Source organism: Paenibacillus sp. JT22N12 (assembly GCF_056269365.1).
Map to the genome: position 1 here is coordinate 352,332 of NZ_JBWDNU010000003.1, position 16,591 is coordinate 368,922.

The 16,591-nt window shown below is 47.4% G+C and carries 12 protein-coding genes; all 12 read right to left on the reverse strand.

From position 1 onward, the window contains the following. Positions 1–152: 152 nt before the first annotated feature. Positions 153–899, reverse strand: coding sequence for a PIG-L deacetylase family protein (locus tag AC0YOA_RS12925; RefSeq protein WP_475770666.1), 747 nt, complete (start codon positions 897–899; stop codon positions 153–155). Between the two features lie 36 nt (positions 900–935). Next, complete coding sequence (locus AC0YOA_RS12930; RefSeq protein ID WP_475786913.1) at positions 936–1,928, reverse strand: N-acetylglucosamine kinase; 993 nt, start codon at positions 1,926–1,928, stop codon at positions 936–938. After that, positions 1,928–3,436 (reverse strand): argininosuccinate lyase, encoded by a 1,509-nt coding sequence (gene argH / locus AC0YOA_RS12935; RefSeq protein ID WP_475786914.1) that lies wholly within the window; start codon positions 3,434–3,436, stop codon positions 1,928–1,930. The genes AC0YOA_RS12930 and argH overlap by 1 nt, the downstream gene beginning before the upstream one ends. Positions 3,437–3,440: 4 nt before the next feature. After that, on the reverse strand, positions 3,441–4,202 hold the full coding sequence (locus tag AC0YOA_RS12940; protein ID WP_475786915.1) for a creatininase family protein: 762 nt from the start codon (positions 4,200–4,202) through the stop codon (positions 3,441–3,443). Between the two features lie 62 nt (positions 4,203–4,264). Then, positions 4,265–6,790, reverse strand: a complete 2,526-nt coding sequence (locus AC0YOA_RS12945; RefSeq protein WP_475786916.1) for an NEW3 domain-containing protein — start codon at positions 6,788–6,790, stop codon at positions 4,265–4,267. 113 nt (positions 6,791–6,903) lie between these two features. Beyond that, the gene (locus AC0YOA_RS12950; protein ID WP_475786917.1) at positions 6,904–8,634 is read right to left on the reverse strand and encodes an ABC transporter permease; all 1,731 of its coding nucleotides are present in this window, start codon (positions 8,632–8,634) and stop codon (positions 6,904–6,906) included. 15 nt (positions 8,635–8,649) lie between these two features. Next, a complete protein-coding gene (locus AC0YOA_RS12955; RefSeq protein WP_475786918.1) occupies positions 8,650–9,732 on the reverse strand; it encodes an ABC transporter ATP-binding protein in 1,083 nt (360 codons plus the stop codon). Between the two features lie 61 nt (positions 9,733–9,793). Continuing rightward, complete coding sequence (locus AC0YOA_RS12960) at positions 9,794–10,924, reverse strand: extracellular solute-binding protein (protein WP_475786919.1); 1,131 nt, start codon at positions 10,922–10,924, stop codon at positions 9,794–9,796. Beyond that, positions 10,911–12,122, reverse strand: a complete 1,212-nt coding sequence (locus tag AC0YOA_RS12965) for an ROK family transcriptional regulator (RefSeq protein WP_475786920.1) — start codon at positions 12,120–12,122, stop codon at positions 10,911–10,913. The genes AC0YOA_RS12960 and AC0YOA_RS12965 overlap by 14 nt, the downstream gene beginning before the upstream one ends. 435 nt (positions 12,123–12,557) lie before the next feature. Then, a complete protein-coding gene (locus AC0YOA_RS12970) occupies positions 12,558–13,577 on the reverse strand; it encodes an Ldh family oxidoreductase (RefSeq protein ID WP_475786921.1) in 1,020 nt (339 codons plus the stop codon). 11 nt (positions 13,578–13,588) lie between these two features. After that, the gene (locus tag AC0YOA_RS12975; RefSeq protein WP_475786922.1) at positions 13,589–14,878 is read right to left on the reverse strand and encodes a hypothetical protein; all 1,290 of its coding nucleotides are present in this window, start codon (positions 14,876–14,878) and stop codon (positions 13,589–13,591) included. 27 nt (positions 14,879–14,905) lie between these two features. Next, positions 14,906–16,549, reverse strand: a complete 1,644-nt coding sequence (locus tag AC0YOA_RS12980; RefSeq protein WP_475786923.1) for an extracellular solute-binding protein — start codon at positions 16,547–16,549, stop codon at positions 14,906–14,908. Between the last annotated feature and the right edge of the window lie 42 nt (positions 16,550–16,591).

The following is a 16,591-nucleotide window of genomic DNA, read 5'->3' on the forward strand; positions in this document are numbered from 1 at the left end:
AATAAAACCGGCAGCCGAAATTTCAGCAGCCGGCCGTATAGGGATTTTACGTGATTTTCACTGCTCGAGATGACTGAGCTACAATAGCATTTGCCTCCAACTTTGAACATGATCCATTTGCGCGTGATACCCATCGTATAATGTTTACATGTTCAATAACAAAGCTCTACCTCCGGAATTCCTATGAAGGATTCTTGTATATATGTAAACTTCCCGTCTGCCCTTACCTTCGTATAATATTCAAACTGACCGATAACACGAAAGACGCCTTGCATGACGCCTGGATAAACTCGATTTACAGAGTAAATTTGGCTTCTATGCGATTGAAGCGCCCTCCCCTTTGCTTCACGATGTTGAATAATGTTCACTTTCCCGGTTATAGGAACTGCGCTGGATGGTGCTGAGTCTGAACAATAGTCGTAATAATGGGGAATCGATGTAAAGTAAAAGGAACACAACTGGGTTGGATCCAGTTTCTTCTCGGACTGAAGAATTGCTTGTACCGTAGCCTGAGATATTGCAATGTGATCCTGATGTCCGGTAACTCCGTTGGGAGGAAACGTTACGATAACATGCGGCTTCAGCTGCAGGATATAGGATTCGATCTTTGCGGCTACCTCGACTATGTCTTGATTGGCTAAACTTCCATCCTGATAACGGAGCAGATGCAAATTCGATACGCCTAAAATGTCGCAAGCGTGAGTCAGCTCCCGCTCCCGGACTGAGGCAAGTTCCTGCTTACAGGTTACAAGGTACTCACCGGACTTTCCCCCACAACCGGAAGTTGCGCATATCAGATAGATATCATGACCGGCTTCTCGATATTTCGCCATTGTTCCCGCGCAAGCGAATGACTCATCGTCGGGATGGGCAAAAACGAACAACAGCCTTTTTTTCATCTAACTCCTCCCAGAGATTCATGGTCCATCATTTATTCATGAATTCTTATTCTTTCTTTGATAGTAGTGATCTAAGGCCAAAACCATCATTCCATAAATAGGCTCCTTCGCCCCGCTTTCTATTTGACCAAAGGGTGTATGTTTCATGAATTGATTTGTTACATATTCCCTCACAAACTCATTATTGTGTAAGACCCCGCCTTGCAATATGATTTGAAACGGCTTTGTATATAAATTTATTTGATCGATGACTGCCATAGCACATGCAAATAACTCCTTTGCAGCTTGCTTCATGATGGAAAAAGCCAATGGATCGCCTTGCATATGCGCTTGTGAGACAATCCTGGACAGCTCACCTACTTTTTCCACCGAAAAGCTGGTACTATAAATCCAATTAAACAATTCTTCGTGATCCTTGAGCCCCAAATAAGGAAAAATATAGTGGGCCAACTTGTTCGGAGCCATCCTTCCATCCCTTGTTCTCAAAATGTGAATAATGGCTTGTTTACCGATCCAATACCCGCTCCCCTCATCCCCAACCCGATGACCCCACCCTCCTGCTCTGACAACCACTCCTTGATCATTCATGCCATAGACAATTGATCCAGTTCCGGCAATCATAAGAACTCCGGGTTGACCATTGGTGGCTCCCATTAGCGTAGCGAAGCCATCGTTTTCGATGATCAAATGTTTTGCACTAATGCGTAAATGCTGGAGGGCATCTTTGACAATCTCTTCGATGATCCTGCGGTCATAATCCGTATCCAAGCCGGCTAACCCGAGCGCAGCACAATCCGTTACAAATTCATCTTCACCAATCACCCATTCTCCCATGAACTTGCAATCCTCCAAGGCATTGCGAATGGCAAGGATGAGCTCTCTCACGGCAGCTTCCTTTCCGACTCCCTGATAATTACAGGAACCAGACCTGCCCTGACCTAGAATTTGGCCATACTCATCGAAGAAGTTGCATAGGCTTTTTGTACCGCCTCCATCTAAGGCAAGGAGGGGAATTTGATGTGAAGACATTATGGGTTACCCCACTCCATCATAACTTCATCTAGAAACTGCAGGGCGGTTTGACTTTTATGATTGGACTTGGTAAGCCATTTAGCGAGAGCCAGCTGCTGATGGCCACGATCTTGAATCATGCGGTTCATTTCTTGAGGATTTGGTCCTCCTGGCAAAGAGCGTATGTGAATAAAATTCATTGGATCCAAGGACTGCTTCAAGGTGTTTGTATCGATTGTTAGATCACGTCCTATGATTTCACCAGCTACTTCATTAACTAATTCCAGTGTCATTTCTTTAGGAGATAAACCTTCCGACATCGCTCTTTTTACCAATGAACTAACGATATGGTGAGAGGTTCGAAAGGAGAGATTGTCCGTTCGAACCAAGGTATCCGCCAGCTCTGTAACGGTAGCGAAACTGCTTGTTGTCCGTTTGCGGAGGACTTCTTTATTGACGTCCATAGTCCCCACTACAACGGCTAGCAATCGATAGATCTTGTCCATAAGTTCAAGAGACTTCCATGCATATGGCTGCATGTCGTCTTCGGTATCGACAATATCGCCGAATGGCGTATTATGCATCATCGTAAGGACGGAGTCCGCATTGCCCACACAGCTGGAAAGTAAGGCACGCATATGTTCCAGAGAAACAGGATTCCGTTTCTGAGGCATAATGGAACTGATCTGCACATAAGGAGCGGCTACTTTGATAACAGCAAATTCCTGTGTGCACCAGAGCAGTAAATCCTGAACTACCCTCCCCAGGTTGACAGCTGCAAGTTTTATTGCGTTTGCCACCTCACCCAGATAATCCGCCCCGCCAATAGCATCATAGGAATTTTCTACCAGATCGTCAAAAGCAAGAAGCTCTTTCACACGGTGCCGATCGATAGAAAAGCCCGTCGTTGTGAGTGCAGCCGCTCCCATGCTGCTGTGGTTACAATTATTAAAAGCGGCCGTCAACCGCCGTAGGTCTCTAGTAAGCGAGTCCACAACAGCCATGATATAGTGCGCCATAGTCGTAGGCTGCGCGTGCTGGGTGTGTGTGTAGCCAATCATCACGGTTTGGACATGCTCTTCTGCGAAGTGAAGAAGCTGCTCGCGCAACTGTAACGCGGATTGCATCGTGATGAGCAGCTTTTCCCGAAGTACTATGCGATAGATGGTGACGCCCATATCGTTACGGCTCTTGGCCAGATGCAAATTTCCCGCAACATCGCCTGCAAGCTGATGAAGCTGACTTTCCACCTGAAAGAATAAGTCCTCATACTGGCCCGAATAACTGGAATGGCGGAGACCATCAAGATCAAGATTTACGATAGACTTCGCAATCTCGCAAGCCTCTTCTTGTGTTATTAGTTGCTGCTCCTTCAGCATGATCAAATGAGCCTTATTGACAGCCATCATGGCCTCCAACAGATGCTGCTTGGCTTCATTATAAGATGGTTCAAGTACGGCTTCGGTATATGTTTTGCCCGGGAATACTTGACCTTCTTTTGTCAGAATGTCCTCACGATTTCCCATATTGTTACTCACCTCCGTCATTTTTCACCGGCTTGTGCAGCCAATTTTCGATTAATTGATGTAAATTGGCGAATGCCTTCTCTATGATCCAATTTCCGGCTTGTATGGATATCTGTTGAATGTGCCCCGTATATCCATCCCACCCATCGGGACTGCCTTCCACCAATATATAAGGCAGATCCGATATTGAAGGAATTGCCGTTAATTGCTCATCGCAATCCCTTACGTGGACCAAATCCTGCCGAAATGCTTTGACAACTGACATTTCATATGGACCTCCATGTCCTCTACCCTGTGTGCCCGTGAAAATTCCGGCTTCTTCCGCACTTTGTGCCGGCACCATTTGCCACCAGTTGACCAATAGAATATTCGCGTCCTTATAGGTAGCCGTTATCGCTTCGGCTGCCGTTCTCGACACACCCATATTCCCGTCATGTGCATTTAACAACAATATATTCCGGATGCCCAGTTGGCAGATCGAGTCAATAATTTCATATAGATAATTGGTTATGACAGAGGGACTAATTGAGATCGTCCCCGGAAAACGATGGGTTTTGCCAGGACACGAAGTGTAAGAAACAACAGGATAAATGAGCGGTTTTAAAGAAGGATGGAGACCCTTGGCGAATTCATTCGCCAGGATGACATCCGTACCCAGTGGAGAATGAGGCCCGTGATATTCGATAGATCCGAGCGGTACCACCGCAAAATGAATCTCTTTAAGAATGGACTCTATATCCCGACCATGCACATCGATAATATCCATTATTAATCCTTCCCCCGTTTGGTGAAGGAGGCCCATTCCAGGGCCTCCCTCTGTCCTTAAGGCTATTGTTTCAAGCTGATCATGTTCACAAAGAGGCGAATCGTGCCAGGAACCAGTTCAGGAATTTCACGGTACCATACAAGTGAACTATAGGTGTAGGTTCCTTTTCCGTATTTGGCAGTTAAGAATGTTCCGGTGAATTCCTTCTCTCCCGGGTCTCCGTTCGAGATCAGCTGCGTGTACTCTTTGCCCCACTCGGAAGGATTATAGGCCGAACGGTCTTGAACCCAATTGCTCCAATCCTCTTGTGTAATTTTATTAGGAGTAGTAAAGATCGGATGCTCAGGCGCTAGCATTGTTACCTTGGAGTTTTCATCCGTTACGCGCCATTTAATTAATGGCTCGCCGATTTGAATTGGATAAGGGGCAAGGTCAGGCTTCCAGTTATCCTCCGGCTTATGATATTGAACGACCAAATTTCCTCCATGCTCCACATAAGAGAGCAATCTCTGATTGCTTGACAGCAGCTCTGGACGGAAACCATATGCGCGAATACCCAATACAATCGTATCGTATTGAGACAGGTCAGCCGATTGGATCGCTTTCTCATCGAGCTGTGTAACGTTCACACCAAATTGCGTTAAGTATTGATCGATATTGTCGAACCCGCTGGATACATATCCAACTTTCAGATCTGCCGGCACTTTCAAATCAAAAGCCTGAATCTTCAATTCGGCTGGCTGGATCAAGTAATTTCTGCCAATATGAGAATACTCGATTACCTGTACGTTCTCCTTGCTTGTGACCTTTCCACTTGTTGCCGTCGCGGTTACGGTATATTTGCCAACGGCCGTTCCTGCTGGCGCTTTGATCTGGAACGTTAGAGGCTTCGTCTCACCTTTGGCTGCGAAGCTCACTTCCTGGGATGCAGGTGTTACCGTCCAGCCCTTAGGCACGTTCAAGGCAACGGCAGTATTGGCTGCGCCTGGCGAGTAATTGTGAACGGTAACCTTGACCGGGAGAGACTCTTCAATCTTCAACGTGTTTAGCACCGTTGCGCTAGGACTTAACGACAGGGCAAATGCCGGCAGTACCGCCACTTGCGTGGATGGGGCAACATGTATTTTCCCCGAAACGCCATCTAACTGATACCTGACATCAGCACTTACGACAGAGGGCTGATAGACTTGAAATTCTGCTGCATTCAGCGGAACTTGAACTTCATAAGTAGCGGTTACCGTCTGATTGTAGTTTAATTGGTCAAACTTCGTGGTTCCAACTGCTTTTGTTGTCCAGCCCTTTGGCACATTCAGCTGCAGCTTAATATTACCCAGGTCGCTTCTGCCACCATTGTATGCAGTAACCGTCATCTTAACGGTTTGGCCTGCAACGATTTCACTAGTTTCCGGGTTTACCTTCACCACCATTGACGTTGCTTCCATACCTGCTTTGTTCAATTGATCTTCTTTCACCTGAAGACGATACAGCAGATCCGTCTTGACGCTTGCGTCCAGCGTCGAAGCCTTAATATCCATAATGGCAGTTTCGACATCCGCTCTCATTTCCTGAACTTCCCGTGCTACGTCAGTGAAAACAGGATATGCTTTTATAACTTCGTCCGCATCCTCGTTTAGTGCGCGTAAATCCTTGATCACTTTCTGATCTTTGCCCTTTGCTTCCACCTCATTTGCCAAATCCTCGAAGGAGAAGGCAATACCGTCAAAGAAATCCTGCTCTTTCCCCGAATTAGGTGATGAATTTAACTTATAATAGTTGTAGCCCGGTCCTTCTTCTACATGTCTACCCATCCCCTGACTTTTATGCATGAAGCGGGATTCTTCGCCTAATTGAACATAAGATGCGCCGTAGATTTCGTCATAATCCCCCACAGGAACGGCAACATTATAGTCCTTCTCATCTGCGGGTAGATACAACTTCTTGATCTGCCAAGGCTGGAGCCCTTTTTTCAAATGTTCCGGGAACACCTCAGGGTTAGCAGCGTCCTGAAAGGCACGAACCGTTATTACGTTAATGGCGCGGTGATGGCCGTGTGTAGATTCTTCATTGAGAAAAGAGGGAATGACAACATCGGGACGCAGCTCCCTTATTTTCCGAATAAGTCTTTCATAGACAACGGAATCTCCCCACTTTTGCAGCGTCTCATCCGGACTTTTGGAAAATCCGAAGTCAAATATAGGGTCATTGATCTGCTCGCTTAATATGCCCAAGGTGACATTTGTGATTTTGGAAGCTTCCTGCAGCTCGCGTGTACGAATAATGCCCAGTGCGTTGCCGAGCTCACTGCCAATCTCATTCTGGCCCCCTTCTCCGCGGTTGGCAATAACACTTAACGTATTGACGCCTCTTCCCAATGATAGATAGGCAAGCATTGCACTATGCTCGTCGTCCGGGTGGGCTCCCGTATTCATGGCGCTGGCAATCGTGGTAAGAGGTTTAATGGATTTCCAGAGATCAACAACACCTCTATCGGCGCTGGCAGGCTGCGCCATACCAGGAAGCAGCATGCTTCCTAATACAGCAACACTAGTAATACTGGTGAACACCTTCAACCATGTACGCTTCATCACTTTGTCTCCTCCTTGTTTCTCCTCTGAGTGCTGAGCCGGAAATCGTGAATTTCCGGCTTGTTCTATCATGCAGCGGTTGTGAGCCTTAAGATCCCCGCGGAATGATCAACCTTTTATACAGCTGTCCCCGCTTTGTCGCCGGTCAATTTTTTAGAGAGAAAGAGAACGATAATGATGAGGATGATTTGCAGCACGCCATAAGCGCAGGCGGTTCCAAATTCAAAGGAATACATTCTTTGGAAAATTTCCACTGATATCGGAGCTGTACTTGATGTAAACAAGAGAATTGACGAGACGAATTCACCGATGCCTGTAACGAAGGCTAATAAGGTACCCGCCAGAATTCCGCTAAGTGACAGGGGAAATACGATACGGCGGAAGCTATACCACCATGACGCTCCCAAGTTACGGGCAGCCTCTTCGATGGAAGGATCCATCTGCATAAGCGTAGCTGACGTTGAACGGAATACAAGCGGTAAATGACGAACAAAGTAGGCTAATGGCAGAATCCAGAACGTCCCCACTAAAACTTGCCCAAAACTAAATGCTGACGGTGTGCTGAAAGCCGTAATCAGATTAATCCCTACAACCGTCCCGGGTAAAGCCCACGGGAGCATGATGAATACATCCAGCAATGTTTTTCCTTTAAATTTGAGACGAACCATCGCATAGGCGGCAGCAACCCCGAATATCACATTGCCAACCGTAGCAATAAAACTCATTTTGAAACTATTTGCAATAGGACGCCATGTTTTTCCGTCAGTGAACAATTCCACATAATGCCTGAAGGTGTACTCAGGCGGCAGTATTTGTGTCGTCCAGGTACCATCGGTAGAAAAGGAGATGAGAATCAGCACCAGTATGGGCAGGAGCAGAATGATGACACCTATCACAGAGAGTAACATGGCTATGTATTTTCCCCATGCACTCTTGACCTCTGTCCGGTGTACACTGACACCTTTACTCGAATTCTGGTAGCTACGTAAGCCTTGATACCAGCGCATGATAACGAGAAACAGGACGGAAACAATGGATAATAAGGTAGACTGTGTAGCCGCCATATCCAAATTTCCGTTGGTGCGCGACAAATAAATTTGCATCGTCATCGTTCTATCGATTCCAAAGATGAGTGGTGCCGTATAGGAGGCCATGGCAATCATAAATACAAGCAAGGAGGATGCGACGATAGCTGGAGTGAGCATAGGCAGTATGATGCGCCGCCATATGTAGATTCGTCCTGCTCCAAGACTTGCGGCCGCTTCCTCCAATGACGGATCCAGCCCTTTGATCGCGGCTGAAGCGGTCATATAGAAATAGGTGTACATCGTAAAAGTGTGAACCACGAGAACGCCCCAAACGCCTTTTAGTGAAAATGGTACGTGGTCCATCTCTAACCACAGCTTGAGAGTCCGGGGAATAATACCGCTTTCTCCATATAGAAAAGTGAACGAGAGCACGCCTACAAGCGGAGGCAGTGCCATCGGCACCATGGCGAGAATCATCAGCACCTTCCTGCCGGGAAACTCATAGCGTTCCAATAGAAAGGCCATGGCTACTCCTACTATCGCGCAGGTTATTACACTTAGAACGGAAATATAAACACTCGTCCAGAGCGCCTCCAAATTGGCGGTATGCTCTAGGCTGAAAAACCGCGCATAGTTTTTCAAAGAAAGACTGCTTTCCATGCGGATACTCTGAATAAAAGTCTGATACAGCGGGAAAAGCACATAGGCAAGCAGCACCAGAAACAAGGGAGCGATTAATATATACACGAAGTAAGGGGATGCAGTGAGGGAACGATGTCTGTTGTCAGGCTGAGGAGATCTTGTATTTTTGAACAACATGGTTTCATCCTCCACCTATTCTAAGAGATAAATACTTTCTTTGGGAATGTGTATCGCAAGCATATCATCACGCTGACGAACCTGGTGTCCCTGGTTGACGAACATCGCTTTAAACGTCCTATCCGCGGCCTCCGTCAAGTAATGGACATTCACACCGGTGAATTCGGAAATGACTACTTTTGCCAAGAATGTGTTCTCCGAGTGATAAGACTCTGGCTGAGCCTCTCGGATAGCCTCAGGACGAATAGAAATGGTGGCTTGTGCTCCCACTGCAAGATGGCTACGAGAGTCACTATTCTTTATGAACCCGCACAGGACCAGATCAGGCGAAACCCGGACATAGAACTGGTCACCCTCGATTCGCTCCACGACTCCTTCCCACAGGTTAGACTCACCTATAAAGGAAGCGACAAATCGGTTGAGCGGCCGGTTGTAGATTTCATCCGGCTTTCCAACCTGCTGCACAACGCCGCCTTGCATGACCATAATCCGATCTGACATCGCCATTGCCTCAGCTTGATCATGCGTCACATAAATGGTTGTAATACCGGATTCAAGCTGCAGTCTTTTTATCTCCAAACGCGTCTCTTCTCTCAATTTGGCATCCAAATTCGATAAGGGCTCATCCAGGAGCAAAATATTCGGCTCAATTACCAGCGCTCTTGCAAGAGCAACACGCTGTTGTTGACCACCGGATAATTGATCAATACGGCGATTGCCGTATCCCTGCAAGTGTACCTGCCGTAAGGCGCGTTCTACTCTTTGGAGCCGTTCGTCTTTCGGCCGCTTTCTAACCTGGAGGCCAAAGGCTACATTCTCAAATACCGTCATATGAGGAAATAAGGCATAATTCTGAAACACCATCCCGGTATTTCGTTTATGGGGCGGCAAAGTCGTTACATCCTCATTGCCGAATATAATGCGGCCGGAGGTTGGATAGTAAAAGCCTGCGATCATTCTGAGCGTTGTCGTCTTACCGCATCCGCTTGGACCAAGGAACGTGAAGAACTCGCCGGGCTGAATTCGAATGTTCACGTTCTGAACGCCCGACACTTTTCCAAACTGCTTGGTTACATGTTCCAGAGCGACTTCGATCACGTACGGTGCCTCCCTTACAAAGTTCAGGAAGAGGACCTGCGCATCCCGCCACTAAGCGGAATCACTTTGATCCTTTTCCTTTAATGTTTTCATCCCAATACTGCATCCATTCCATTTCTTTATCAGCCATTACCTTCCAATCAATATTCATTGGCTTCAACTCGATACCGTTTAGCCAAGCTGGAAGCGTATCTTTGCTAATATCTGTGCGAGTAGGAATCTGGAATAATGTTTCAGCCAATTCAACTCGAAGTTTGGAGTCGAATAAGAACTCATAAAATTTCTCAGCGGCCTCTTTGTTTTTGGCATTCTTCACCATGCCAACTCCGTCTACAAGAATAGGAGCTCCGCTTGCCGGATAAATAAAATCAAACGGCTGATTCTTCAAATTCTTCAGAATCATAATGTCCTGTAAGTTCCACAACGATAACGTTCCTTCTTCTCGGGCTAATTTCAAGTAAAGGTTAGTTGGATCCTGCGCATATTCTTTCGTATTCGCATCCAGCTTCTTGAGCCATTCATAGCCTTTTTCAGGTTCAGCAGCACCTTCCTTAAAAATCATGGCGGAATAGATGGTTCGCATCGTTCCAGATGCAAGAACACCCCGGATGATGACTTTGTCTTTGTATTTCGGATCAAGCAGATCATCCCAATCCTTGGGAGCGTCTTCTGGTTTAAGCGCTTTGGAATTATACATGATCACCTCTGGCAGCAGCATTTCGCCATACCAGCGATCCTTTTCATCTTTGTACAAAGCCGGTATGCTGTCTGCGAAGCTGGGCTTGAAGCTTTCCAGGAGATCTTCATCGGCAGCAGTCATCAAAGCGGATTGCGTTCCGCCCCACCAGAAATCGGCTTGAGGATTGGCTTTCTCTCCCCGGACGCGCTCTAGAATTTGCTGCGCTCCCATCGTTAATACCTCGACTTCTACTTCCGGATGCTCCGCATTAAATTTTGGAATGATTTCATCGACGACACTTTTATCTCTCGCCGTATAGATGACCAGCTTTTGCTTCTCTGCCGATTTAGGCGCCTCCGCAGCAGCCGGAATGTCAGAGGGCGCCGAGGGGGGCGGCTCGCTATTATTTACGCCGCTCGGCGTGGAGCCTCCGCAAGCTGCAACCACGGCCATCATAGCGCCGACAAAAATACCCAAGAGCAATCTGTATACATTTCCTTTATTTGTTGTCATATGTATAACCTCCCGAAGGGTGTATTTTGTTGGATTTCACTACAGGGAAAGCTTCCAAAACACTGTGAATCGCCCCTATAATACCCGCTCTGGTATCAAGAGTCGCCAGCTTGATTTGAGGCACATAGGGAACCCACTCCGTCAACATGTTTTGGATTTTCTCTAAACCGCTATCTCCGATCTCAATCATCTCCCCGCTTAAAATCAACAATTCCGGGTCCAGTATGCTCACCATATTTGCGATTCCGTAAGCCCAATGCCTGTAAATATCATGTAATAATCGGCTTGCCGCTTCATGGCCATCTTCAGCATGCTGTATCAGCTGCTGAATCACGCCAGACTCCACTTCGAGAGAAGGCAAAACTTTTTTTGCCTTTTCATAAATGACGGGTGCAGAGTAATTTCTTTCGAAAACCCCATATTCACCCCGGCGAAGCTTCTCAACCTGCCCCACCATCATATAACCGATCTCGCCGGATGCTTCTCGGGAACCCCTGTATAATTGGCCATCTATAATAATGCCTGCGCCAATCCCCGTGCCCACATACATATAAATTTGATTCAGAATGCCATTCCCGACGCCCTTATGAAACTCCCCTAAAGCCATCAAATTTACGTCATTATCGATCATAACCGGTATGCCTAACCGTTCTTCTATCTCCTGCTTAACCGGCAAACCCATCCACCCTGTGCTTGGCGCATAACTCACTGTTCCATTGTTACGCTGTGTAATCCCGGGCAAACCTAAGCCTATTCCAAGCAATCGGGATTTTTCAAACCCACTTTTACCAAGCAAGGTTGAGAGACCTAATTCCAGATAACGAATGGCCATTTCCCCGTTTGTAGGCTGCGGCAATCGAAAGCTGTAATCAACCAACAAATCTCCACTTAGATCAGCGATGGACATATACAATGTACTGCCCTCAAAAATAGCCCCGACAACACCGTAGGCCTGAAAATTATATTCGAGCAGGATCGGCTTTCTACCGCCCTTGGACTCACCTATACCGACCTCATAAATAAGTCCTTCCTTTATCATTTCATCGACCAATGAAGATACGCATGGCCGGCTTAGTTCTGTAAGCTTAGACAAATCCGCTCTGGAAGCCCGTTTATTCTCCCGGAGCTTACGCAGAATCTCTTGCCGATTGATTTGTTTCATATACTTGCTGTTTCCTGTTTGACTGCGACCAAGCACCCTGTTCACCCCCTTTGATAGTTAAAATGACTAACAAAGTTATCTAGTACGAATCTTATTATGATTTTTCCGATTTAAGTACAACTTCAAAAAAAACGATTTAAAAGTGCGTTTCCTGGCCTGCAGACTGAGCCTTGTTCTTACCTTAAAATAGTCCTGTCCAGATTGCGTCTGTATCCTTGTGTATCAAAGGTTTTGTTGTCGGTTGAATAGAACTTGATGTTGGCTGCTGATCGGAATGATGTAATGATTAAATGTGCAGACATAAACGACACAAATTTAAGGACATCCACTCGGATAAATTAAAATGACATGCCACCTTTTCTTGGCATGTCATTTTATTTTAATCAATTGAACAAATCGAAGTTCCTTTTTCTTTGCGCTAGCACATTCCTGTCCTGAGGGGGGCAAACTGCCAAAATTGACTTTTTACCGTTACTCCAAAATCTTAAGGCCGAATTTCCGTGACCATTCGTTCAGTTTGTCTACTAAACTACTTTTCAGCTCAATGGCCTCTTCACTCAACAGCCGGGCTTTTCTTTGGTAAGACTGCTGGCCCGGAATTTGCAGGTTCGCGGCTCTCGCTTCCATTCGGTCCAGCATCTCGGTCGTTTTGTCTCGAAACGGCTGCTGTCCGAGCAAGCCGCCTGCGTTAATGCAAATGGCGGTATGGGACGGCATGCCCACCAAACCTGTGCCCGGCTGAGGCTCGTCGATAATTTGACCTTCTGACAATAAGCCGGAAATAATTTCGCCAAATAACGTTAACCCGAAGCCTTTATGGCTGCCCATCGGCAACCGGGTGCCCTTGGAAATGGCGGCGGGATCCTTAGTTGGCTTGCCGTCGGCATCGAGCCCCCAATAGTCGGGCACCTCCTCCCCTGCTTTCGCTTTCTCCGCCAATACCCCGTTGGAGGCATAGGCCAGGCAAGCGTCGAACATGATCGGATATTCGCGGTTGGTCGGAACGGCGTAGCCCATCGGACTTGTGCCGATGACCTTTTCCTTTCGGGCGGGAGCGCCCATCGTCGGCGCCCCGCGAGTAATAATATAGCTGATATACCCGTCCGCAGCAGCTTGCTCCAAGTAAGGCGCCGAGGACAGCAGATGGTTGGAATTGCGGATGGCGCAAAGTCCTATCCCATGCTCGTCCGCCAACTGCCGGGCCCGGTTCATGATAAACATCCCGCCTATTTCTCCTAAGCCGTTATCACCTTCATAATTTTCCAATGCGGCGAATTTGTGGATCAATGCGGTATCGGGATTCGCTTTGATCTTCCCCGTGGTCAGGCTCTCGATTCTGCCGGGAAGATCGTACACGTCGTGGTGGCCCACGCCTCGCAGCGTTGCCCGCATGAAGACCCCGGTAGCCACAGCCGCATTGTCCGGATTTAAACCAGCCGCCTGCAGCAATTGGCTGATCACCCGTTCCAGTTCGGATAGTTGTACTCGCATTCAAGCCCCTCCTATCTTCTGATTTCGATTCCGGCTTCCTGTATCCCCTGCTTAACCGCATCCAGAAGTGCGAAGGTCGCCCCGTCGTAATGCCCCAGCGACAAGCCGTCAACACCCAATGTGCTTAAGATTTTGATGCTTTCGCGCACCAGTTCCGGCGTTGCGTTAGGTCTTGGGGCAAAAGCTGCGATCAGGTCCTTGTCGTATCCGATTCCCCGGCGTATTTTCAGGATCGTATTTTTTTTTCGTTTAAATCGGTCGGGAGCGCCTAACTGCTCGGTATAATCCGAATCTCTGACCGAATCCAGATAATCCTTCACCGCTATATAATCCAGGCCGACCAGCTCGGGATATTTCACGTAATTGTTGTAGCGGAAATCGGTATTCGGATTGGCAGCCTTAATGGACGCATGAACATCCTTGAGCAGGCTGGTCACTGATTTCATCCTGAATTCCAAGAACTGATACAAGGACGGATATTCCAGCAGCAGCCCCGTTTCAAGCAAATCGCTTCCCATCAGTACATGATTATCCATGACCGTCTCCAGATTTCTTGAAGCCGAGGCATGAACCAGATGCTCCAAATATTGAAGATCGTTAATGATTTTGTCCCAGTCATAGCCCATCGAGATCGCTTTTTCTCTGCAATGGCTGCAGAAGCATCCGCCTTTCACTACGCCGAGCAGGGCTCCGACCTTGTTCTCGGGATCATTCTCCATAAACCACGGCGCTTTTACGGGTTCGCCGGTCGCAAACAGCCTCATGCAGGTTTGAATAAAGTCGATGTCATGATTTTTTACGGTATCGTAGTAAATGGCTTTCATATATTCTCTGACATGATCGTTATTGCAGCAAAAATGATCTTCAATGATATTGCCGTGTATATTTTTTTGCAGCACATCCGGGAACTCGGCCTTTGCTACCTCGCAATCAAAAAAGCTGTGGGAAATTTCCGCTCCGGTTTTCAGATTCTTTTTTCTTCCGTATACGGTTAACTCGTCGAGCCAATCCTTATCCTTCAGAAAATCTCTTGTCGAATACAGTGGTTTAAGCGGTGTGTTTTTAAAATTGCTCTCATCCATTCTATAGTAGACTCGGCTGTCTTCAGGCAAATAAAACTTCCGCTTCGGGTTGTGGGTGTAAAACAGGCTGGTTAAGGGCCTTTTTTCCTTATGCATGATTCCCACCAAATAGACGCTGTTTACCAGGCTGTGCTCCATCACATTGTCAACGCAGGTTTCGACGCCTTCATCCGCCAAATCCCACGGATACAAGCTCGATGCCACTTCTTTGATATACATGTTTCATTCTCCTTCTCTATGTTCAATTTATTGGTAAAGATCTTTGGTTAAAAATGCCGTATCCTTGTTGGCTGCATACCAGTCCTTATACCACTTCTCGGCCTTTTCGCCGCCCGCATTTTTCCAAGCAGCCTTTGCTTTCTCAATCGCATCGTCAACGGTAAACGAAGGTCCCGACACGATCGCTTTGGCCAAAATATCCGAGATTTCCTTGCCTGTATTCGTTTCAATCAATTGGATATCCGTAGGCGTGGCCGGCAGGGTCGAGCGATGCGTAAAGCCGGGCTCGGGCCGGTCCTTCGATACATATTCTTTCTGGGCAATATCGATAAAGTTGATAAAATCTTTATCGATCGGCTTACTCGGATCCAGTGAATTTTTAAAATCGATGCATTTGTCAAAATAAAGACTGGAAGAACTGATCATATTAAAATCCGAGGCATACGTGACCTGCTTGGCAAGGTCGTCGCTGATGAATTTCGGGCAGCCGTCAGGCCCTGTCTTGGACTGGACGCCTTCAAGCCCGTAGTTAAGCGCATGGATATAAGGCTCGGAGTTCATAAAATCGATAAATTTCATGACCGCAACCGGGTCCTTGGCCGACGCGTTGATCATCCCGAGCGTCCGGGCGGGAACGCCGATCCAGGAGCTGAACTGGCCGAACGGACTCTTTGGCAGCTCGATCGGAGTAATTTCCGCATTGGGATTATTTTTCTTCAGCGTCACATACGACTGATAGCCCAGCTTCGTGGTCCCGTTATTGGCTCCCCAAATGCCCAATTTCCCCGTTACCCAGTCCTGCTCTCCTTTGGCGCCGGCCGTATCTACCAGGAAATCTTTATCAACGATGCCTTCATCGTAAAGCCGCTTTTTAAATTCCGTTGCCGCTTTGAGTCTGTCCCAATCCCGGATCAGCTGCCCGTTTTCAACGACCCATCCGACATTTTGAAACATGTTGTCAAGAACCTGCCCACTGACGAAGCTTAAGCTCATGCCGTACGTGTCGTTCTTTCCATTGCCGTCCGGGTCCAGGTCGGTGAAGGCTTTGGCGACTTTATACAGCTCCTCCGTCGTTTTCGGAACTTCCAGATTCAGCTTCTTCAGCCAGTCGACCCGTATATAATAGGCGTGATTCGGCGTCACCTGAGTCGATACCGTACCGACCTCATAAATCTTGCCGTCCGGCTTTCTTCCCAATTTATCGAGCGTCGGGTATTTTTTCAGTAAATCCTTATATATGGTGCTATGCTTTTCGATTAGATCGTCAAGAGGCATAACCAGCTTTTTGGAATACAATTCGTTTTTATAATCGGCCAAATATTCCATAATCAGATCTGGCGCGTTTCCGGCTGCAAACAGCGTATTGAATTTTTGCACGGATTCCCAGCGGGGAATAGGAACGAACGTGACCTCGACAGGACCGTTTTCGTTAATCCATTTGGTCCAGCGATTGTTTTCCAAGGTTCCTTCCGCTGCTGGGACAGCTCCCCGGTCGTATACGCCGACCGTTATTTTCGGCTTCTTCTGGGGCTGCGCGTCCGCTTTTTCCGTCTTATCCGTGGCGTCGGATGCCGCGCCGCCTCCCAGGGAGCATCCCGAAACGACGAGCATGCCAGCCAAAATGCCAAGCGCAACGATATGCAGCCGTTGTAATGAAAACAGCTTGTTCATTGAAAATCCCCTCCAATAAAGGATGTACTTGCCTGCTGAGCA